The sequence below is a fragment of the Streptomyces sp. NPDC028308 genome (assembly GCF_055565855.1).
Map to the genome: position 1 here is coordinate 432,209 of NZ_JBVHTO010000009.1, position 17,766 is coordinate 449,974.

Here is a 17,766-nt window from a genome sequence, read left to right on the forward strand (position 1 = left end):
GCATCCGGGCCGGGATCGCCTGAGCCGGGGCCGGGCATCCGGGCCGGGATCGCCTGAGCCGGGGCCGGGCATCCGGGCCGGGATCGCCTGAGCCGGGGCCGGGCATCCGGGCCGGGATCGCCTGAGCCGGGCCCGGACATCCGGGCGGGGCCGTCTGAGCCCGGCGCGGACGTTCGCGGCGGGCCCGGTCAGCGGGCGGTGGTGAGCAGGGCGCGCAACCGGGGCGCCAGCCGGTCCTCGACGAAGTGGTTCAGCAGCCAGGCCAGGACCAGCATCGTGACCACCGTGAGCGGCAGCGTCGCGTACGACGGGATGTGCAGGGTCCGGTGGTAGCCCTCGACGGCGACCCAGCCCAGGTGCTCGTGGATCAGGTAGAACGGGTACGTCAGCGCGCCCGCCACGGTCAGCCAGCGCCAGTTCGCCCAGCCCAGCCAGCCCAGGGCGATCGCGGCCACCGCGAGGAACCCGAGCGTGACGACCAGGATGATGCCGTACGAGGTGCGGTACGAGAAGAAGTCCGGGTTCGGGGCGTGCCACAGACGCATCACCGCGTAGTGCTGGCCCAGCAGCCAGCTCACGCCGACGATGCCCCAGGCGTACGCGTCCCGCCGGTCGCGGTGCACGAGGTAGAGACCGACCCCGCCGACGAAGAACGGCGCGTACTCCGGCATCAGGACGACGTCCAGCAGCGGCTGGTGCGCGGTCTGCGCGATCGCCGCCGCCAGCGTCCAGCCGGCGCAGAAGAGGATCACGCGCCGCCGGTTCGCGCCCGGCAGCACGATGCACAGCGCGAACAGCGCGTAGAAGCGCACCTCCGCCCACAGCGTCCAGCACACCCCGAGCACCCGGTCCACGCCCAGCGGCTGCTGGAGCATCGTCAGGTTCACCAGCGCGTCGCTCGGCGACACCGCCCGGTAGGCCACGACCGGCAGCGCGAAGACCGCCGTCACGAGGATCACCGCGGCCCAGTACGAGGGCAGCAGACGCGAGGCGCGGGAGGCGAAGAACGCCCGCAGGGTGCGGCCCCAGCCGCTCATGCAGATCACGAACCCGCTGATCACGAAGAACACCTGCACGCCGAGACAGCCGTAGGCGAACCATTCGTGCAGCGAGGGGAACTGGTACTTCGGCGAGGTGCCCCACGCCCGGGCGATCTCGCCGTCCCGGCCGCCGTAGTGGTACCCGGCGACCATCAGCGCGGCCACCAGCCGCAGCCCGTCGAGCGCACGCAGCCGCGGTGCGTGCACCCGGGGACCTATCCGGGGAGGGACGTCGGCGGCCTCCGCGGCGGGCGGGACCGGAGCCGGTGCCTTCGTCGCCGCGGTCATCCGAGCGTCGCCCGCTTGAGGGAGCGCGCCCGCCGCGCCACACGGCGGACGGTCGCGTTGCGCGGCAGAAAGGCGAGCTGGGCCGGGACCGCGCCCGGCAGCGCCAGCGACGTCAGCCGTCGGCGCTTGAAGTAGCGCCAGGTGTGCTGGTCCAGATGCCGTGTCAGATACCGCTCGGCGTCCGGGCGCAGCGCCGGGTAGATCTTGGGCTGCATGGCGAACCCGACGGCCCGCACGAGAGCGGTCAGGTCCTCCGTACCGAGTCCCGGGCGCTGCGCGGCGACCGCCGAACGGTCCGTCAGCTCGGGCAGCAACGCGTCCACCACGGTGACCGGGACGCGGTTGCTGTTCTCGTACGGGGTCAGGCGGTCCAGCAGCGTCTCCGTGCCGATCCGCGCGACCGGCAGGCCGTACAGCGCGGACGCCGTGAGCAGCGCGGTGGAGAAGCAGCCGACGACCAGGGCGGGCCGCATCCGCTGGTAGAGCACCTCGGCGAGGACCGGGACGTCGACCACGGTCAGGTCGGCGCCCAGCTTCTCGGCCTCCTTCTCCAGCAGGCGCGACCAGCGGACCGGCGCCGTGGGGTGCGGCTTGAACACCACCGCGCGGTGGCCGAGTTCGACGGCGCCGCGCAGCATCCGTACGTGGAGGTCCTCCTCCTCCTCGGCGGTGAGGATGCCGAGCGCCGAGAGGTACTGCCCGAGCAGCAGCGCCGGTTCCTCCACCACCGGCAACGCGTCTCCCGTGTCGCCGAGTTCGGCGAGGACCTTCGAGAAGGCGTCCGTCGGCACGACCTCGGGCGGGACACCGAACTCCGTGAGCAGCAGGGGCGTGAGGCCCGGCACCAGGTCCAGGTGGAGCAGCCGGGTCACGCGCGTGCCGACCAGCGGGTCGATCTTGTTGCGGGTGGGCCCGTAACTCATCAGCCCGTCCGCGTACACGGTGACGGGCGCGCCCATGAAGATCTGCGCCACGGCGAGGGCCGGGTTCACCTGGATCGACTCGACGGCCAGTTCGACGTCGTCGTCCCCGAGCCGCCAGGCCAGCCGCAGATGGCGTTCCCACAGCGGCACGTCGTCGGGGCGCGGTGCCCAACCCCCGGGGTGGAACGGCGAGATGGTCTCGTTCCACGAGATGACCTCGTCGAACCGGCCGCGCAACCGCTCGAAGCCCGGCATCTCGTCCACGGCGGGAGTCGTCTCCGGGGTCGCCGCGTTGTTCGACACGAGCAGGATGCGCCGGTCGGCGGGCGCGAAGGAGTCCGTGTCCAGCGCCGCGGCGAGCGTCGCCGTGCCGTAGAGCGTGGACGCCATGAAGATCTGCGTGGTCACGCGGCCACCCCCGCGGCCGGAGCCGGACGGCGCCGCAGCCGGCGCAGCCGCGTCGCGCGCTGGACGTCCATCGAGTCGAGTGCCTCGTCGAGCACGTCCTGCGGCATGCGCCGCAGTGCGACGGCGCTCATCGACTTCAATTTCCGTGCCACGGAAGGCTCGAACCTTTCGATGGATCCCAGGTGATGGGAAATGATCGCGCAATACGTGCGCACGGCCTTGGGAAGCAGAATGTCCGCGTCGCGGTCCGCCGCGGTCTCCGACACGACCTGGTCGAAGGCGCGGATGAAATCGAGCTGCCGCACGTCCCCGATCTGCGTCAGCGAAGAGGCGACACCGCGCCGGTAGAACACACCGAGCAGCCCCACCGTGGCGAAGGATTCCGCCTCCCGGTGCAGCTTCCAGATCCACGGCCGGTCCTCGGCCGTCCGCAGCCCGTCGGTGAAGTGCAGCAGCCCGCGGTCGACCAGCCGGCGGTGGTAGATCCCCGCCCAGGCGTAGGCGTAGTCGACGGAGGTGGAGCGGTCGGCGGGCAGGATCGCGTCACGGGGACGCAGTACGACCCCCCGCCGGCCGTGCGGCACCCGGTGCACGGTGCGGGCCCGCGCGGTGCACTGGACATGGTCCGTACGGACGAAGTCGCAGCCCAGATCCTCGATGGCGGCGAGGAGTTGCTCGTAGTAGCCGGGGGCGAGCCAGTCGTCCCCGTCGAGGAACGTGAGGTACTCGCCGCGGGCCGCGTCGATGCCGGTGTTGCGCGCGGTCGCCAGTCCTCCGTTCTTCTCGTGTCTGACATACACCGCGCCCGGGAGCTCGCGCTCCGCGCGCGCGAGAATGTCCGGCGTCTCGTCTCGGGAACAGTCGTCGACGAGGATGAATTCGAAGTCGTCGCGTGTGTTGGCACGCAGACTCTTCAGAGTGTCGGGCGCGTATTGCTGCACGTTGTAGAACGGCACGATGACGGAGAGCTTGACCACCCGAGTGACGTTAGGCGGCGGCCCGGCATTCGTCTTGACCGTTGGTGAGATGCAAGGTGAACGACGCGTGGCGAAGCCGTGAACCGGGCTGATTTCCGGCCCGAACACGGGCCGATTCCCCATTCGTCGATGTGCTGTTAACCGTTTGTTGCATTCGGGTTGGGCCGCACATCGGAATCGCTTCCTAGCGTCTTGGACGTGCCAGCAAGTACCAGGAAGTCCCTGCGGATCGCCGTCCTCGCGGATTCCGACACCCGGTGGAAGTGGGGCTCGCTCACCGCGAGCCGCATCGCCCCCGCCGGATCGGACATCCGGCTCGACGGCTTCCTGCTGCGCGGCCGTGCCACGCCAACCGCCCGCCAGCTCCAGGAAGTCGGCGTCCGCCCCGACTCGCTCCGCGAGGTCACCGGCGTCGAGTTCCTGCGCGCCATGGGCGAGGAGGCGTACGACCTCGTCGTGCTCGCCCTCGTCGGCGGCGCCGTCCAGGCGATGCTGCACGGGCTCGGGCGGGTCTGGGACGGCCGGACGAGGCGGCCGATCGTCGTCACCGGCTACGTCGGCGTCGTCTACGAGAAGCTCGCCGACGGCCTGCTGCTGCGCCACGGCGCGGACCTCGTCCTCGCCAACTCCCGCCAGGACGCGGATCGTTTCCGGGCCGTGTACGAGGGAGTGGGCGCCGACGCCTCGGCCGTGACGGAGGTGGCGCTGCCCTTCCTCGGCGGCGCCGGCTACGAGAAGCACGACCCGTACACGGTCGTCTTCGCCGCGCAGCCCTCCGTACCGGAGAACCGCAAGGACCGTACGTACCTGCTGGAGCGCCTGATCCGGCACGCACGGCTGCACCCGGACCGCGAGGTCCTGCTGAAGCTGCGCTCCAGGCCCGGCGAACACACCACGCACATCGAGGAGCTGCCCTACCAGAAGCTGGCGGAGAAGGCCGACGCGCCCGCCAACTTCCGCCTGGTGTACGGGCACATGGGCGAGGTCCTGGACCGCACCGACCTGCTGGTCACCGTCAGCTCCACGGCGGCCCTGGAATCCCTGCACCGCCGCATCCCCACCGTCGTCCTGACCGACCTCGGGGTGCGCGAGGCGCTCGGCAACCACCACTTCGTGGGCTCCGGCTGCCTGGCCTCCTGGGACCAGCTCGACGCCGGGCACGAACCGGCGCCCGATCCGGCGTGGGTGGCCCGGCAGGGCGTCGCCGCTGGGGGCACCTCCCAGACGGAGTCCGGGGGAGGCTCCTACGAGACGGCCTTCGACAGCGCGCGCGCCCGCATCGCCGAACTGCTCGGCGCCGCCCGGCTCCCGCGGCTCGCGCCCTACTACACGCCCGCCACCGCGCCCGGCTACCTGCCCGGCATCCTCGCCCGCCACCACCTCGCCCCCGACGGCAGCCCGCTGCCCGGCGCACCCGCCGCCGACAAGGAGCCCAGCCCCGTACGGCAGATCGTGCGGCGCGCGGCCCGCGGCGCCTACCGCCACGGCGTCCAGCGCGTGGCGCCCGTCATCCGGCGGATGGGGGAGCTGTGAGCGCCCCGATCCCCTCCCAAGGAGTACACCTGATGTCCCACCCGGAAGCGGGCCAAGCGGCGCCGGTACGCCGTGTGCTCGCGGTGATCCCCGCGCGCGGCGGCTCCAAGGGCGTGCCCGCGAAGAACCTCGCCCCGGTCGGGGGTGTGCCGCTGGTGGCCCGCGCCGTGCGCGAGTGCCGCTCGGCCCGGCTCGTCACCGACGTCGTGGTCTCCACCGACGACACGGCGATCGCCGCCGCGGCCCGCGCCGCCGGTGCCGAGGTCGTCCTGCGGCCCGCCGCCATCGCCGGGGACACCGCGACCTCCGAGGCCGCGGTCCTGCACGCCATGGACGCCCACGAGACCCTGCACGGCGCCGCGGTGGACGTGGTCCTGCTCGTCCAGTGCACCAGCCCGTTCATCGTCCGCGAGGACATCGACGGAGTGGTCCGCGCGGTCGTCGACAAGGGCGCGGACACGGCGCTGACCGTGGCCCCCTTCCACGGCTTCGTGTGGCGCGACGGCGACGACGAACCGACCGCGCCCGCCGCGCCCGGCACCGCGCGCACGGCCGCCGTCGGCGGCACGGACACCCTTCTCGCCGGCACCGCCACCAGCGGCGGCTACGGCATCAACCACGACAAGTCCTTCCGCCCGCGCCGCCAGGACCGCCCCCAGGACCTCCTGGAGACCGGCGCCGTCTACGGCATGGACGCGGCGGGCTTCCGCACCGCCGGGCACCGCTTCTTCGGCCGCACCGAACTCGTGCGCACCGACCCGGCCCGAGTGCTGGAGATCGACGACCCGCACGACCTCGCCCGCGCCCGCGCGCTCGCCCCGCTCTTCGACGCGGGCCGGCCCGGCGCCCTCCCGACCGCCGAGGACATCGACGCGGTCGTACTCGACTTCGACGGCACCCAGACCGACGACAGGGTGCTGATCGACTCCGAAGGACGGGAGTTCGTCTCCGTGCACCGCGGGGACGGCCTCGGTGTCGCAGCCCTGCGCCGCAGCGGACTGTCGATGCTCATCCTGTCCACGGAACAGAACCCGGTCGTCGCCGCCCGGGCCCGGAAGCTCAAGATCCCGGTCCTGCACGGCATCGACCGGAAAGACCTCGCACTGAAGCAGTGGTGCGAGGAGCAGGGCATCGCGCCTGAGCGCGTGCTCTACGTCGGCAACGACGTCAACGACCTCCCGTGCTTCGCCCTCGTGGGCTGGCCCGTGGCGGTCGCGAGCGCCCACGACGTCGTGCGCGGCGCCGCACGCGCGGTCACCACCGTCCCCGGTGGCGACGGCGCGATCCGAGAGATCGCCAGCTGGATCCTCGGCCCTTCTCTCGACTCCCTCGACAACTAAGGAACGTCTTCACCATGAGCAGCAACTCCCGCCTCCGCACCTTCGGTTCGAAGACCGCCGGCCCGGGCCGGCCGGTCTACATCACCGGCGAGATCGGCATCAACCACAACGGTGACCTGGACAACGCGTTCAAGCTGATCGACGTGGCCGCCGAGGCCGGCTGCGACGCGGTCAAGTTCCAGAAGCGCACCCCGGAGATCTGCACCCCGCGCGACCAGTGGGACATCGAGCGCGACACCCCCTGGGGTCGCATGACCTACATCGACTACCGCCACCGCGTGGAGTTCGGCGAGGACGAGTACCGCCAGATCGACGAGCACTGCAAGAAGCGCGGCATCGACTGGTTCGCGTCCCCGTGGGACACCGAGGCCGTCGCCTTCCTGGAGAAGTTCGACGTGCCCGCCCACAAGGTCGCCTCCGCGTCGCTGACCGACGACGAGCTGCTGCGCGCCCTGCGCGCCACCGGCCGCACGGTCATCCTCTCCACCGGCATGTCGACGCCGAAGCAGATCCGGCACGCCGTCGAGGTCCTCGGCAGCGACAACATCCTGATGTGCCACGCCACGTCGACCTACCCGGCGCAGGCGGAGGAGCTGAACCTCCGCGTCATCAACACCCTCCAGGCCGAGTACCCGAACGTGCCGATCGGCTACTCCGGCCACGAGACCGGCCTGCAGACCACGCTCGCCGCGGTCGCCCTCGGCGCCACCTTCGTCGAGCGCCACATCACCCTCGACCGCGCGATGTGGGGCTCCGACCAGGCCGCCTCCGTCGAGCCGCAGGGCCTGACCCGCCTCGTCCGCGACATCCGCACCATCGAGGCCTCCCTCGGCGACGGCGTCAAGAAGGTGTACGAGTCCGAGCTCGGCCCGATGAAGAAGCTGCGCCGCGTCTCGGGCGTCGTCGCGGAGGCGGAGATCGCCGCGGCGGCGGGCGAGCCGGTCGCGGTCTGATCCCTCTCCCCTCTTCCACCCTCACGGAAGCGACGGTCGTACGTCGATGAGCCCCCGCGCCGGTTCCGCCGGCAACCGCCCGAAGAAGCCGGACACCCTCGCGTTCGTCGAGAGCCCGGTGCAACTCCTCAACGTGCTGGAGTGGGCCCACACCCGGAACCTGCGCACGGAGGAGGGCACCGCCCCGGCACCCGGCGCGGGGCTCACGCTCGTCGTCCTGTCGCCGACCGACCCCATGACCCGGGGACAGCTGCGCCGCATGGCGGAGCTGGCTCGCGACGAGGGCTACGACGTCCGGTGGGAGGAGGCCCGCGGCGGCACCGCGGCCCCCTTCCACACGATCGGCGGCCTCGTCCCGCTGCTGCGCAGAGCCCGCCGCATAGTGATGGGAGATCCGTTCTCCCGCTACGTGCAGCTCCTGCTGACCATCACGGGCGCCCGCGACCTGGTGGTCGTGGACGACGGCACGGCGACCATGGAGTTCGTCGCCCAGCTCGGCCGCGGCGAGCGCCTGGTGCGGTGGCACCGGCGCGGCGGCCGGCCCGGCGCGCGCGACGTGCTGTTCGCGCCGGTGTCCGCCTCCGCCCGCCGCCGGCTCACCCCCACCGGCCACCGCTCGGTCGAGGTGTTCTCGTCCATGCCGATCGACTCGGCACCGGACGGCGTCCGCGTCACCCCCAACGACTTCGCCTGGACCCGGGCCCGCTTCGGCCCGCCGCGCATCACCAGGAGCGCCGACCTGGTGGGCACCTCCCTGGTCGAGACCGGCGTGGTCGACCCGGAGCGCTATCTGGCCGCGGTCCGCTCGCTGGCCGCGGCGCACGGCGCGACCCGGTACTTCGCCCACCGCCGCGAGAGCCCCGAGAAGCTCCGCCGGCTGGCCGGCGAGACGGGACTGGAGATCGTCCGGCCCGACCTCCCGCTCGAACTGATCGCCCGCCGCGGCCCCATCGGCCGGACCATCCTCAGCTTCCCGTCGACCGTGGTCCACACCCTGCCGCTGGCGCTGGCCGGCACCGACGTCCGCGTCGCGGTCTGCGACATCGACCCCTCCTGGCTCACCGAGAACGCCTCCCCGCGCGCCGAGGGCTTCCTCTCCGGGGTGACCGGCACGGCCAAGGACGTCCACCGCCTCACGGCGGTCGCGCACACCGCCCCGGCATAGGGCCGGGCGGACGCGGGCACCCGGGAACCGAACACGCGGCGCGAGACGTGCTCCTCGGTGACGGTCGGTCACCGGCCCGTCCCGGCCCGTGCGGACGATCTCGGGTGAGGCTCGCGTCACGCTGGGGGACGGGGCGGCAACGTGCGTATCTGTGGCACCGTGGAGGAAGGGAATGGGCTCGGGCACCCCGGGCGTTGTTCCCCGTGTGGGACTCCGCGGGCTGCGCCGCGGAGCGGTTCGAGAACCGCCCGCCGGACCGGCGGGAGAGGTCGACGGAGACCGAAGGGCCTGATCAGAGCGCCCGGTTCAAGATCCAACCGCCCGGAGAGCCGGGCGAGTTTACCCACCCCGGCCGATACCTATGCGCCGGGCGGCCAGATTTTCTTCCCCTAACGGGCTGAAGTTTTGTTGATCGTGGGTCGGCTGGCCGCCCGATCGCCCTACCCTTCAGAGGGTGAACCAACTGATGTCCCGAGAGTCCGAGGCCGATCATCCCGGGGAAGCAGTGCTTCCCGGCGCGCTGCCCGAGGCACTGCGCGCCGAACTCGTGGCCTTCCGCCGCGACCTGCACATGCACCCGGAGCTCGGCAACCAGGAGTTCCGTACCACCGCGGCGATCAAGGCCCGCCTGGAGCAGGCGGGCCTCGCGCCGCGCGTGCTCAACACCGGAACCGGCCTCGTGTGCGACATCGGGCTCGACGGGGGCGCGCCCGCCGACGGCCGTCCCATGCTCGCCCTGCGCGCCGACATCGACGCGCTGCCCATCCCGGACACCAAGGCCGACTGCGCCTACCGGTCGACCGTCCCGGACCGCGCCCACGCCTGCGGACACGACGTCCACACGACCGTCGTCCTCGGGGCCGGCCTGGTCCTCGCCGGGCTGCACCGCGAGGGGCGGCTGCCCCAGCCCGTCCGGCTGATCTTCCAGCCCGCCGAGGAGGTCCTGCCCGGCGGCGCGCTCGACGCCATCGAGTCCGGGGCGCTGGAGGGCGTCGGCCGGATCATCGCCGTGCACTGCGACCCGAAGGTGGACGCGGGGCGCATCGGCCTGCGGCACGGTCCGATCACGTCGGCGTGCGACCGGCTCGAAGTCTCACTCGACGGTGCGGGCGGCCACACCGCGCGCCCCCACCTCACCACCGACCTCGTCACGGCCGTCGCCCGGGTCGCCGTGGACGTGCCCGCCGTGGTCGCCCGCCGTATCGACGCGCGCAGCGGCCTCTCCGTGACCTGGGGACGGATCGAGTCCGGCCACGCGTGCAACGTCATCCCGCAGCACGCCGAGCTCTCCGGGACCGTGCGCTGCCTGGACCTCGACGCCTGGCGCCAGGCGCCCGACCTGCTGCACGCCGCGATCGACGAGATCGCCACGCTGCACCGGGCGAAGTCCGAGATCAACTACGTCCGCGGTGTCCCGCCGGTCGTGAACGACCCGGTCGTCGCCGACCTGCTCCGGGACGCCATGACCACCCGGCTCGGACCGCACTCCGTCGAGGACACCACGCAGAGCCTGGGCGGCGAGGACTTCTCCTGGTACCTGGAGCAGGTGCCCGGCGCCATGGCCAGGCTCGGCGTCCGCACGCCCGGTGAGCGCGGCGGCCGCGACCTGCACCAGGGCGACTTCGACGCCGACGAGACGGCGATCAAGGTCGGCGTGGAGCTCTTCACGGCCGCGGCCCTGCTCGACGCCCTCGCATAGCCGTCCCGCGCCCCGGCTCGCCCTCCCCGCCCCGTCGGCCCACTCCGGTCGCGGGGCGGGATCGTGCGCAGTAGCGTGAGCGGCGGTTGGAAACAGCCACTCGCGCCGTCACGCTGACTTCACCCCCGTAAGCGGAGCGTGGCGGACGCGAGGGTGGCTGTGTCCACGAAGCGCCCCATTCGAGCCCGTGGTTCACAAGGACGTAACCGGCCATCGGCACGAATGGGTAACGGCCCGGGGAACCCCGTTCCCTCCACGGTCTACGCGCGTTAATGTGCGCCGAACTCAGCACCCACTGCGGGGCTTTGGAGAAGGGGAACTTCGGATGCGTCGTATTTCCAGCCTGACCCGTGTCGCGGTGGGGGTCGCGTCGCTCGCACTCGCGGCCACGGCCTGCGGCGGTACCAGTGACGAAGGCGACGGCGGCGAGAGCAGCAGCAGCGGCGACAAGGGCCTCGCCATCGCGTACGACATCGGCGGCAAGGGCGACCAGTCCTTCAACGACGCCGCGTTCGCGGGCCTGGAGAAGGCGAAGAAGGAGTTCGGCTACAAGACCGCCGACATCGAGCCCAACGAGGGTGAGACCGACGCGGACAAGGAGCAGCGCCTGGCCTCGCTGGCCAAGCAGGGCTACAACCCGGTCATCGGGATCGGCTTCGCCTACGGCCCCGCGATGGAGAAGGTCGCGGTCAAGTACCCGAAGACCAGCTTCGGCATCGTCGACTCCGTCGTCGAGGGCAAGAACGTGGCGTCCCTCGTCTTCTCCGAGCAGGAGGCGTCCTACCTCGCCGGTGTCGCCGCCGCCAAGGCCACCAAGACGAACACCGTCGGCTTCATCGGCGGCGTCGACGTCCCGCTGATCCACAAGTTCGAGGCCGGCTACAAGCAGGGCGTCCAGGACACCAACCCCAAGGTCAAGGTGCTCTCGCAGTACCTCACTCAGACCGCGGAGGAGGGTGGCTTCTCCAGCCCCGACAAGGGCAAGGCCGCCGCCGAGGGCCAGATCGAGAAGAAGGCGGACGTCCTCTACGCCGCCGCCGGCCTGTCCGGCCAGGGCGTCATCGAAGCCGCCGCGAAGGCCAAGGTGTGGGCGATCGGCGTCGACTCCGACCAGTACAAGCAGAAGGCGCTCGCCGCGTACAAGGACTACATCCTCACGTCCGCGCTGAAGGACGTCGGCGGCGCGGTCTACGCGCAGGCCAAGTCGGTCCACGACGGCAAGCCGCTGACCGGCACGCAGACCTTCGACCTCAAGGTCGACGGCGTGGGCCTGGCCGACAGCAACCCGAAGATGGCGGAGATCGCCGGTCTCACCGACGCGGTGGCGAAGGCCAAGGAAGGCATCACCGCGGGCACCATCAAGGTCAAGACCGAGTAGCCGGCCGCCCCGACGGGCGGACACGGTCAGGCGGTACGGAGCGGGCGGGCACCCAGGTGCCCGCCCGCTCCCGTCGTTCCGCCGTGCGGGGGTCACCCAAAGCCACCGCGCCTTTGCGGTCGGCAAGCCTTCGCACGGCGAAGAGGTGGCGTCGGGCACAGCCGCATAACAAGGTGGACAGAAGGGGTTTTCTAGATGGTCTACGCGCGTTAATCTGCGGCGAAGCCAGCGCCGAAGACGATCCGCCAGGCGCTTGTAAGACAGGAGCACAACACATGCGCCGGGTTCCCCGCATCGCGCTCGCAGGCGCTGCGACCGCCTCTCTCGCCCTCGCCCTCTCCGCGTGCGGAGGCACCTCGACCTCCGACTCGTCGGAGTCGAAGGGCGACAAGGGCCTCGCCATCGCCTACGACGTCGGCGGCAAGGGCGACCAGTCCTTCAACGACGCGGCGTTCGCGGGCCTGGAGAAGGCGAAGAAGGAGTTCGGCTACAAGACCGCCGACCTCGAGCCCACCGACGGTGAGACGGACGCGGACAAGACCCAGCGTCTGGTCTCGCTGGCCAAGCAGGGCTACAACCCGGTCGTCGGCATCGGCTACGCGTACGCGCCGGCCGTCAAGGAGGCCGCGGCCAAGTACCCGGACACCACCTTCGGCATCGTCGACGACTCCACCATCGAGGCGAAGAACGTCGCGGACCTGGTCTTCTCGGAGCAGGAGGCGTCCTACCTCGCGGGCGTCGCCGCCGCCAAGGCCACCAAGACGCACACGGTCGGTTTCGTGGGCGGCGTGGACATCCCGCTGATCCACAAGTTCCAGGCCGGCTTCGCGCAGGGCGTCAAGGACACCGACCCGAAGGTCAAGGTGCTGTCCCAGTACCTCACCCAGACGGCGGACGAGGGCGGCTTCTCCAGCCCCGACAAGGGCAAGACTGCCGCCGAGGGCCAGATAGAGAAGAAGGCGGACGTCGTCTACGCGGCCGCCGGTCTGTCCGGTCAGGGTGTCATCGAGGCCGCCGCCGCCAACAAGGTGTGGGCGATCGGCGTCGACTCCGACCAGTACCGCCAGGAGGCCCTCGCCAAGTACAAGGGCGCCATCCTGACCTCCGCCACCAAGGACGTCGCCAAGGCGGTGTACAACCTCGCGAAGTCGGTCGAGGACGGCAAGCCCGAGAGCGGTATCGTCAGGGGCGATCTGAAGTCCGGCGAGGTGGGCCTCGCCGACTCCAACCCGCAGTACAAGAGCGACACGGCCGTCCAGGATGCCGTCGAGGCGGCCAAGGAGAAGATCATCAGCGGCGAGATCAAGGTCAAGACCAGCTGACGAGCAGGACCTCAGGAGCAGCTTTGGGGCTCCGGGGGAGTGCGGGCGGGTGCTCCACACCGCCCGCGCGACCCCGGAGCCGCTCAGTAACCGCGGGGTTACGTCCGCTCAACGGGATACGGAGAGCCTGGCCCTCCGTATCCCGTTCTCGCGGCGCGGCGCCCCTTTCGTTGCCGTAGGGGCGCTACGCGCGTAGACGACCCCCTTTCCCTCAGGAGAGTGCGCCATCAACGCGTCCAGCAGCCCTCCGGCCGACGTGAGCGACGGTCAGGTGACCGCTGTCGAACTCGCCGGGATCACCAAGCGTTTCCCCGGCGTCGTGGCCAACCACGACATCCACCTCAAGGTCCGCAAGGGCACGGTCCACGCCCTCGTCGGTGAGAACGGCGCCGGCAAGTCGACGCTGATGAAGATCCTCTACGGCATGCAGAAGCCGGACGAGGGCACCATCGCCGTCGACGGCACGCAGGTCGCCTTCTCGTCGCCCGGCGACGCCATCGCCCGCGGCATCGGCATGGTCCACCAGCACTTCATGCTGGCCGACAACCTCACGGTCCTGGAGAACGTGGTGCTGGGCAGCGAGAAGCTGTTCGGCATCGGCGGCCGGGCCCGCCGCAAGATCCTGGAGCTCTCCGAGCGCTACGGCCTCGGAGTCCGCCCCGACGTCCTGGTCGAGGAGCTCGGGGTCGCCGACCGCCAGCGCGTGGAGATCCTCAAGGTCCTCTACCGCGGCGCCCGCATCCTGATCCTGGACGAGCCCACCGCGGTGCTCGTCCCGCAGGAGGTCGACGCCCTCTTCGCCAACCTGCGCGAGCTCAAGGCCGAGGGCCTGTCGGTCATCTTCATCTCGCACAAGCTGGGCGAGGTCCTCTCGGTCGCCGACGACATCACGGTGATCCGCCGCGGCACGACCGTCGGTACGGCCGTCCCGTCCGAGACCACGCCCCGCCAGCTCGCCGAACTGATGGTCGGCAGCGAGCTGCCGACCCCGGAGACCGCGGAGTCCACGGTCACCGACCGGCCCGTCATTGAGGTCGACGACCTGACGGTCTTCGCCAAGGGCTCGGTGTCGATGGGCAAGGGATCGGCCAGCCTGCTCATGGACGAGGTGGCGCGCGGCGCCGTCCGGCTCGTGCTCGACCACGTCTCCTTCACCATCCACGCCGGTGAGGTGATGGGCATCGCGGGAGTCGAGGGCAACGGCCAGACCGAGCTGATCGACGCGCTGATCGGCCTCAAGAGCGCCGACTCCGGCGTCATCCGCTTCGCGGGCGAGGACGTGACCTCCTGGTCCACGCGCAAGCGCCGTGAGAGCGGCATCGGCTACATCCCCGAGGACCGCCACCGGCACGGTCTGCTCCTGGAGGCCCCCCTCTGGGAGAACCGCATCCTCGGCCACGTCACCGAACGGCCCAACGCCAAGGGCATCTGGCTGGACCCGAAGGGCGCCCAGGCCGACACCCGCCGGATCGTCGAGGAGTACGACGTCCGCACCCCCGGCATCGACGTCACCGCGGCCTCCCTGTCCGGCGGCAACCAGCAGAAGCTGATCGTCGGCCGCGAGATGAGCCACGAGCCGCGCTTCCTCATCGCCGCCCACCCCACCCGCGGTGTGGACGTCGGCGCGCAGGCCCAGATCTGGGACCAGATCCGCGCGGCCCGCCGCGAGGGCCTCGCCGTCCTGCTGATCTCCGCCGACCTGGACGAGCTGATCGGCCTCTCCGACACGCTCCGGGTGATCTACAACGGCAAGCTGGTCGCGGACGCCGACCCGGCGACCATCACCCCGGAGGAGCTCGGCTCGGCCATGACCGGCGCCGCCTCCGGACACCTCGAGAACGAAGAGCTCGCAGAGCAGCTCGAAGAGCAGGCAGACGCCCCGGAAGACGAGGCCCGCTGATGAAGAAGTTCGACAAGGAGCGCGTGCTCCTCGCGGTGGCCGGACCGGTCATCGCGCTCGTCGTGGCCGTGGCACTGACCTCGGTCGTGCTGCTCGCCTCGGGCAAGAACCCGTTCGAGCCCTACACGCTCATGTTCGAGCAGGCCACGTTCTCGGACATCCAGGTCCTGATCATCAATCAGGCCTCGCTGTACTACATCGCGGCGCTGGCGGTGGCCATCGGCTTCCGCATGAACCTGTTCAACATCGGTGTGGACGGGCAGTACCAGCTCGCCGCCATGATGGCCGCGATCGTCGGCGCGCACGTCGCGCTGCCGGCCGCGCTCCAGGTCCCGCTGCTGATCCTCACCGCGATCCTCACCGGCGCCTTCTGGTCCGGCATCGCCGGTGTCCTCAAGGTCACCCGGGGCGTCAGCGAGGTCGTCGCGACGATCATGCTCAACGCCATCGCCACCGCGCTCATCGCCTACATGTGGCTGCCCGACGTCTTCGGCGTCAAGGTCGGCAACAACAACACCACCGGCGAGATGCACGAGTCGGGCTGGGTGCCCGGCATCGACATGGGCGACGCCGGAGAGATCTACGGCCTGGTCGTCCTCGCGGTGCTGCTCGGCATCGGCTACTGGGTCGTCCTCAACCGCACCCGCTTCGGCTTCGACCTGCGCGCCTCGGGCGCCTCGGAGAGCGCCGCCGCGGCCAGCGGAGTGGACCCCAAGCGCATGGTGCTCACCGCCATGCTGGTCTCCGGCGGCATGGCGGGCCTCGCCGGCCTGCCGATCCTGCTCGGCTCCACGCACACCTTCAGCCTGAACTTCCCGACCGGTATCGGCTTCCTCGGCATCGGCATCGCCCTGCTCGGCCGCAACAGCCCGACCGGCATCGCCTTCGCGGCCCTGCTGTGGGCCTGGCTCGACAAGGCCTCTCCCGAACTCGACTTCCACGGGTACGACAAGGAGATCGCGGTCATCATGCAGGGCCTGATCGTGATCGCGGTCGTCGTCTCGTACGAGGCCGTGCGCGAGTGGGGCCTGCGCCGCCAGCAGCGCCGGGTCGGCGCGGAAATCGCCGCGGGCAACGTCCTCGGCGCCTCCTCTGACAACGACACCAAGAAGGAGGTGGCTGGCCGATGACCACCGCAACCGCTGTCAACCAGCCCTCGCTGCAGCCCGCAGCACCCGGCGGCCGCCGGCTGTCGCTCCCCGTTCTCCTGCTCGTCATCGCGGGCGGCCTGGCGCTGACGTCGATCGTCCGCATCATCACCGGCGCCGACGGCATCACCAACGTCAGCCAGATGTCCACCGCGCTCCAGCTCGCCGTCCCGATCGGCCTGGCCGGCCTCGGCGGTCTGTGGGCCGAGCGCGCGGGCGTCGTCAACATCGGCCTCGAAGGCATGATGATCCTCGGCACCTGGTTCGGCGCCTGGGCCGGTTACCAGTGGGGTCCGTGGACGGGCGTCCTGGTCGGCATCGCCGGCGGCGCCATCGGCGGCCTGCTGCACGCCATCGTGACGATCACCTTCAACGTCAACCACATCGTCTCCGGTGTGGCCATCAACATCCTCGCGCTCGGCGCCACCCGTTACCTCTCCCCGCTCGCCTTCGAGGGCGTCCAGGGCGGTTCGGCCAAGCAGTCCCCGCCGGTCGATTCCCTCGGCCACTTCACGGTGCCCGGACTCTCCGACTGGCTCACCACCCTCAACGGCAAGGGCTGGTTCTTCCTCTCGGACATCGCGGGCCTGCTCGGCGGCCTGGTCACCAACGTCTCCTGGCTGACCCTGATCGCCGTCGCGCTGATCCCCGCCACCTGGTGGATCCTGTGGCGCACCGCCTTCGGCCTGCGCCTGCGCTCCTGCGGTGAGAACCCGGTCGCGGCCGAGTCCCTCGGCGTGAACGTCTACAAGTACAAGTACCTCGCCGTCATCATCTCCGGTGGCCTGGCCGGCCTCGGCGGTGTCTTCCTCTCGATCGTCGCCAACCCCTTCTACCTGGAGGGACAGACCAGCGGCCGCGGCTACATCGGCCTCGCGGCGATGATCTTCGGCAACTGGATGCCGGGCGGACTCGCCCTCGGCGCGGGCCTGTTCGGCTACACCGACAGCCTCAACCTGCGCGGCGGCTCGGCGAACGTCCACGCGCTGCTGCTGCTCGGCGCGATCCTGCTGGTCATCGGCGCGATCTGGCTCGCGGTCCGCAAGAAGTACGTCCCGGCCGTGATCACCCTCGTCGTCGGCGCGCTGGTCTTCGCCTGGTACGCCGGCACCAACGAGGTGCCGAACCAGGTCGTGTCCGCCACGCCGTACGTGATCACCCTGCTCGTGCTGTCCCTGTCCGCGCAGCGCCTGCGGATGCCGAAGGCGGACGGCCTGCCGTACCGCAAGGGGCAGGGCAAGTGACGGCGGCCGAGGGCGCTCCCGGGGCCGGCTCCGGGAGCGGCGGTTCCGAGGTCGACTGGGACGCCCTGCGCGAGACCGCCCGGGACGCCATGTCCCGGGCGTACGCCCCCTACTCGGGCTACCCGGTCGGGGTCGCGGCCCTCGTCGACGACGGTCGGACGGTCTCCGGCTGCAACGTCGAGAACGCCTCGTACGGTCTCGGGCTGTGCGCCGAGTGCGGTCTGGTCTCCGAGCTCCAGAACACCGGCGGCGGCCGGCTGACCCACTTCACGTGCGTCGACGGCCGCGGCGAGATCCTCGTGCCGTGCGGGCGCTGCCGGCAGCTGCTCTTCGAGTTCGGCGGCCCGGACCTGCTGCTGGAGACGCCGGCGGGGATCCTGCCGCTCTCCGAGATGCTCCCGCAGGCCTTCGGGCCGGAGCACCTCACCAAGTAACTCTCCGCGGCCCC

14 protein-coding genes are annotated in these 17,766 nt (G+C 71.1%); 11 read left to right on the forward strand and 3 right to left on the reverse strand.

The window, feature by feature from the left end; all coding sequences use genetic code 11:
- Positions 1-188 precede the first annotated feature (188 nt).
- The 3 genes from ACZ4VA_RS22970 to ACZ4VA_RS22980 are packed head-to-tail and all read right to left on the reverse strand — an operon-like array spanning position 189 to position 3,636.
- Complete coding sequence (locus tag ACZ4VA_RS22970; protein WP_356243586.1) at positions 189-1,328, reverse strand: acyltransferase family protein; 1,140 nt, start codon at positions 1,326-1,328, stop codon at positions 189-191.
- Positions 1,325-2,659, reverse strand: a complete 1,335-nt coding sequence (locus ACZ4VA_RS22975; protein WP_356172094.1) for an alpha-2,8-polysialyltransferase family protein — start codon at positions 2,657-2,659, stop codon at positions 1,325-1,327. The genes ACZ4VA_RS22970 and ACZ4VA_RS22975 overlap by 4 nt, the downstream gene beginning before the upstream one ends.
- Complete coding sequence (locus ACZ4VA_RS22980) at positions 2,656-3,636, reverse strand: glycosyltransferase family 2 protein (protein WP_355782387.1); 981 nt, start codon at positions 3,634-3,636, stop codon at positions 2,656-2,658. Before ACZ4VA_RS22980 ends, ACZ4VA_RS22975 begins: the two co-directional genes overlap by 4 nt.
- 198 nt (positions 3,637-3,834) lie before the next feature.
- Between ACZ4VA_RS22980 and ACZ4VA_RS22985 the strand changes: the two genes are divergently transcribed.
- The 11 genes from ACZ4VA_RS22985 (at position 3,835) to ACZ4VA_RS23035 (ending at position 17,752) form a co-directional block, all read left to right on the forward strand.
- On the forward strand, positions 3,835-5,169 hold the full coding sequence (locus tag ACZ4VA_RS22985) for a DUF6716 putative glycosyltransferase (protein WP_355782384.1): 1,335 nt from the start codon (positions 3,835-3,837) through the stop codon (positions 5,167-5,169).
- 32 nt (positions 5,170-5,201) lie between these two features.
- Positions 5,202-6,509, forward strand: coding sequence for a cytidylyltransferase domain-containing protein (locus ACZ4VA_RS22990; protein WP_389391232.1), 1,308 nt, complete (start codon positions 5,202-5,204; stop codon positions 6,507-6,509).
- 14 nt (positions 6,510-6,523) lie between these two features.
- Positions 6,524-7,462 carry an N-acetylneuraminate synthase family protein gene (locus ACZ4VA_RS22995; RefSeq protein ID WP_355782378.1) on the forward strand — a complete coding sequence of 313 codons (939 nt, stop codon included), beginning with the start codon at positions 6,524-6,526 and terminating at the stop codon, positions 7,460-7,462.
- A 46-nt stretch (positions 7,463-7,508) separates the two neighbouring features.
- Complete coding sequence (locus ACZ4VA_RS23000) at positions 7,509-8,627, forward strand: hypothetical protein (RefSeq protein WP_355782375.1); 1,119 nt, start codon at positions 7,509-7,511, stop codon at positions 8,625-8,627.
- A gap of 466 nt (positions 8,628-9,093) precedes the next feature.
- Entirely contained in the window at positions 9,094-10,326 is a 1,233-nt protein-coding gene (locus ACZ4VA_RS23005) for an amidohydrolase (RefSeq protein WP_355782395.1), read from the forward strand.
- Positions 10,327-10,651: 325 nt separating this feature from the next.
- Positions 10,652-11,704, forward strand: coding sequence for a BMP family lipoprotein (locus ACZ4VA_RS23010; protein ID WP_356172102.1), 1,053 nt, complete (start codon positions 10,652-10,654; stop codon positions 11,702-11,704).
- 275 nt (positions 11,705-11,979) lie between these two features.
- Complete coding sequence (locus ACZ4VA_RS23015) at positions 11,980-13,026, forward strand: BMP family lipoprotein (protein ID WP_356172105.1); 1,047 nt, start codon at positions 11,980-11,982, stop codon at positions 13,024-13,026.
- A 271-nt stretch (positions 13,027-13,297) separates the two neighbouring features.
- Positions 13,298-14,926: an ABC transporter ATP-binding protein gene (locus ACZ4VA_RS23020; RefSeq protein WP_355794023.1), complete on the forward strand. Its 1,629-nt coding sequence runs from the start codon at positions 13,298-13,300 to the stop codon at positions 14,924-14,926.
- Positions 14,926-16,056, forward strand: a complete 1,131-nt coding sequence (locus ACZ4VA_RS23025; RefSeq protein WP_356172108.1) for an ABC transporter permease — start codon at positions 14,926-14,928, stop codon at positions 16,054-16,056. Before ACZ4VA_RS23020 ends, ACZ4VA_RS23025 begins: the two co-directional genes overlap by 1 nt.
- On the forward strand, positions 16,053-17,318 hold the full coding sequence (locus ACZ4VA_RS23030; protein ID WP_356172111.1) for an ABC transporter permease: 1,266 nt from the start codon (positions 16,053-16,055) through the stop codon (positions 17,316-17,318). Before ACZ4VA_RS23025 ends, ACZ4VA_RS23030 begins: the two co-directional genes overlap by 4 nt.
- A complete protein-coding gene (locus ACZ4VA_RS23035) occupies positions 17,315-17,752 on the forward strand; it encodes a cytidine deaminase (RefSeq protein ID WP_355785065.1) in 438 nt (145 codons plus the stop codon). The genes ACZ4VA_RS23030 and ACZ4VA_RS23035 overlap by 4 nt, the downstream gene beginning before the upstream one ends.
- Positions 17,753-17,766 lie beyond the last annotated feature (14 nt).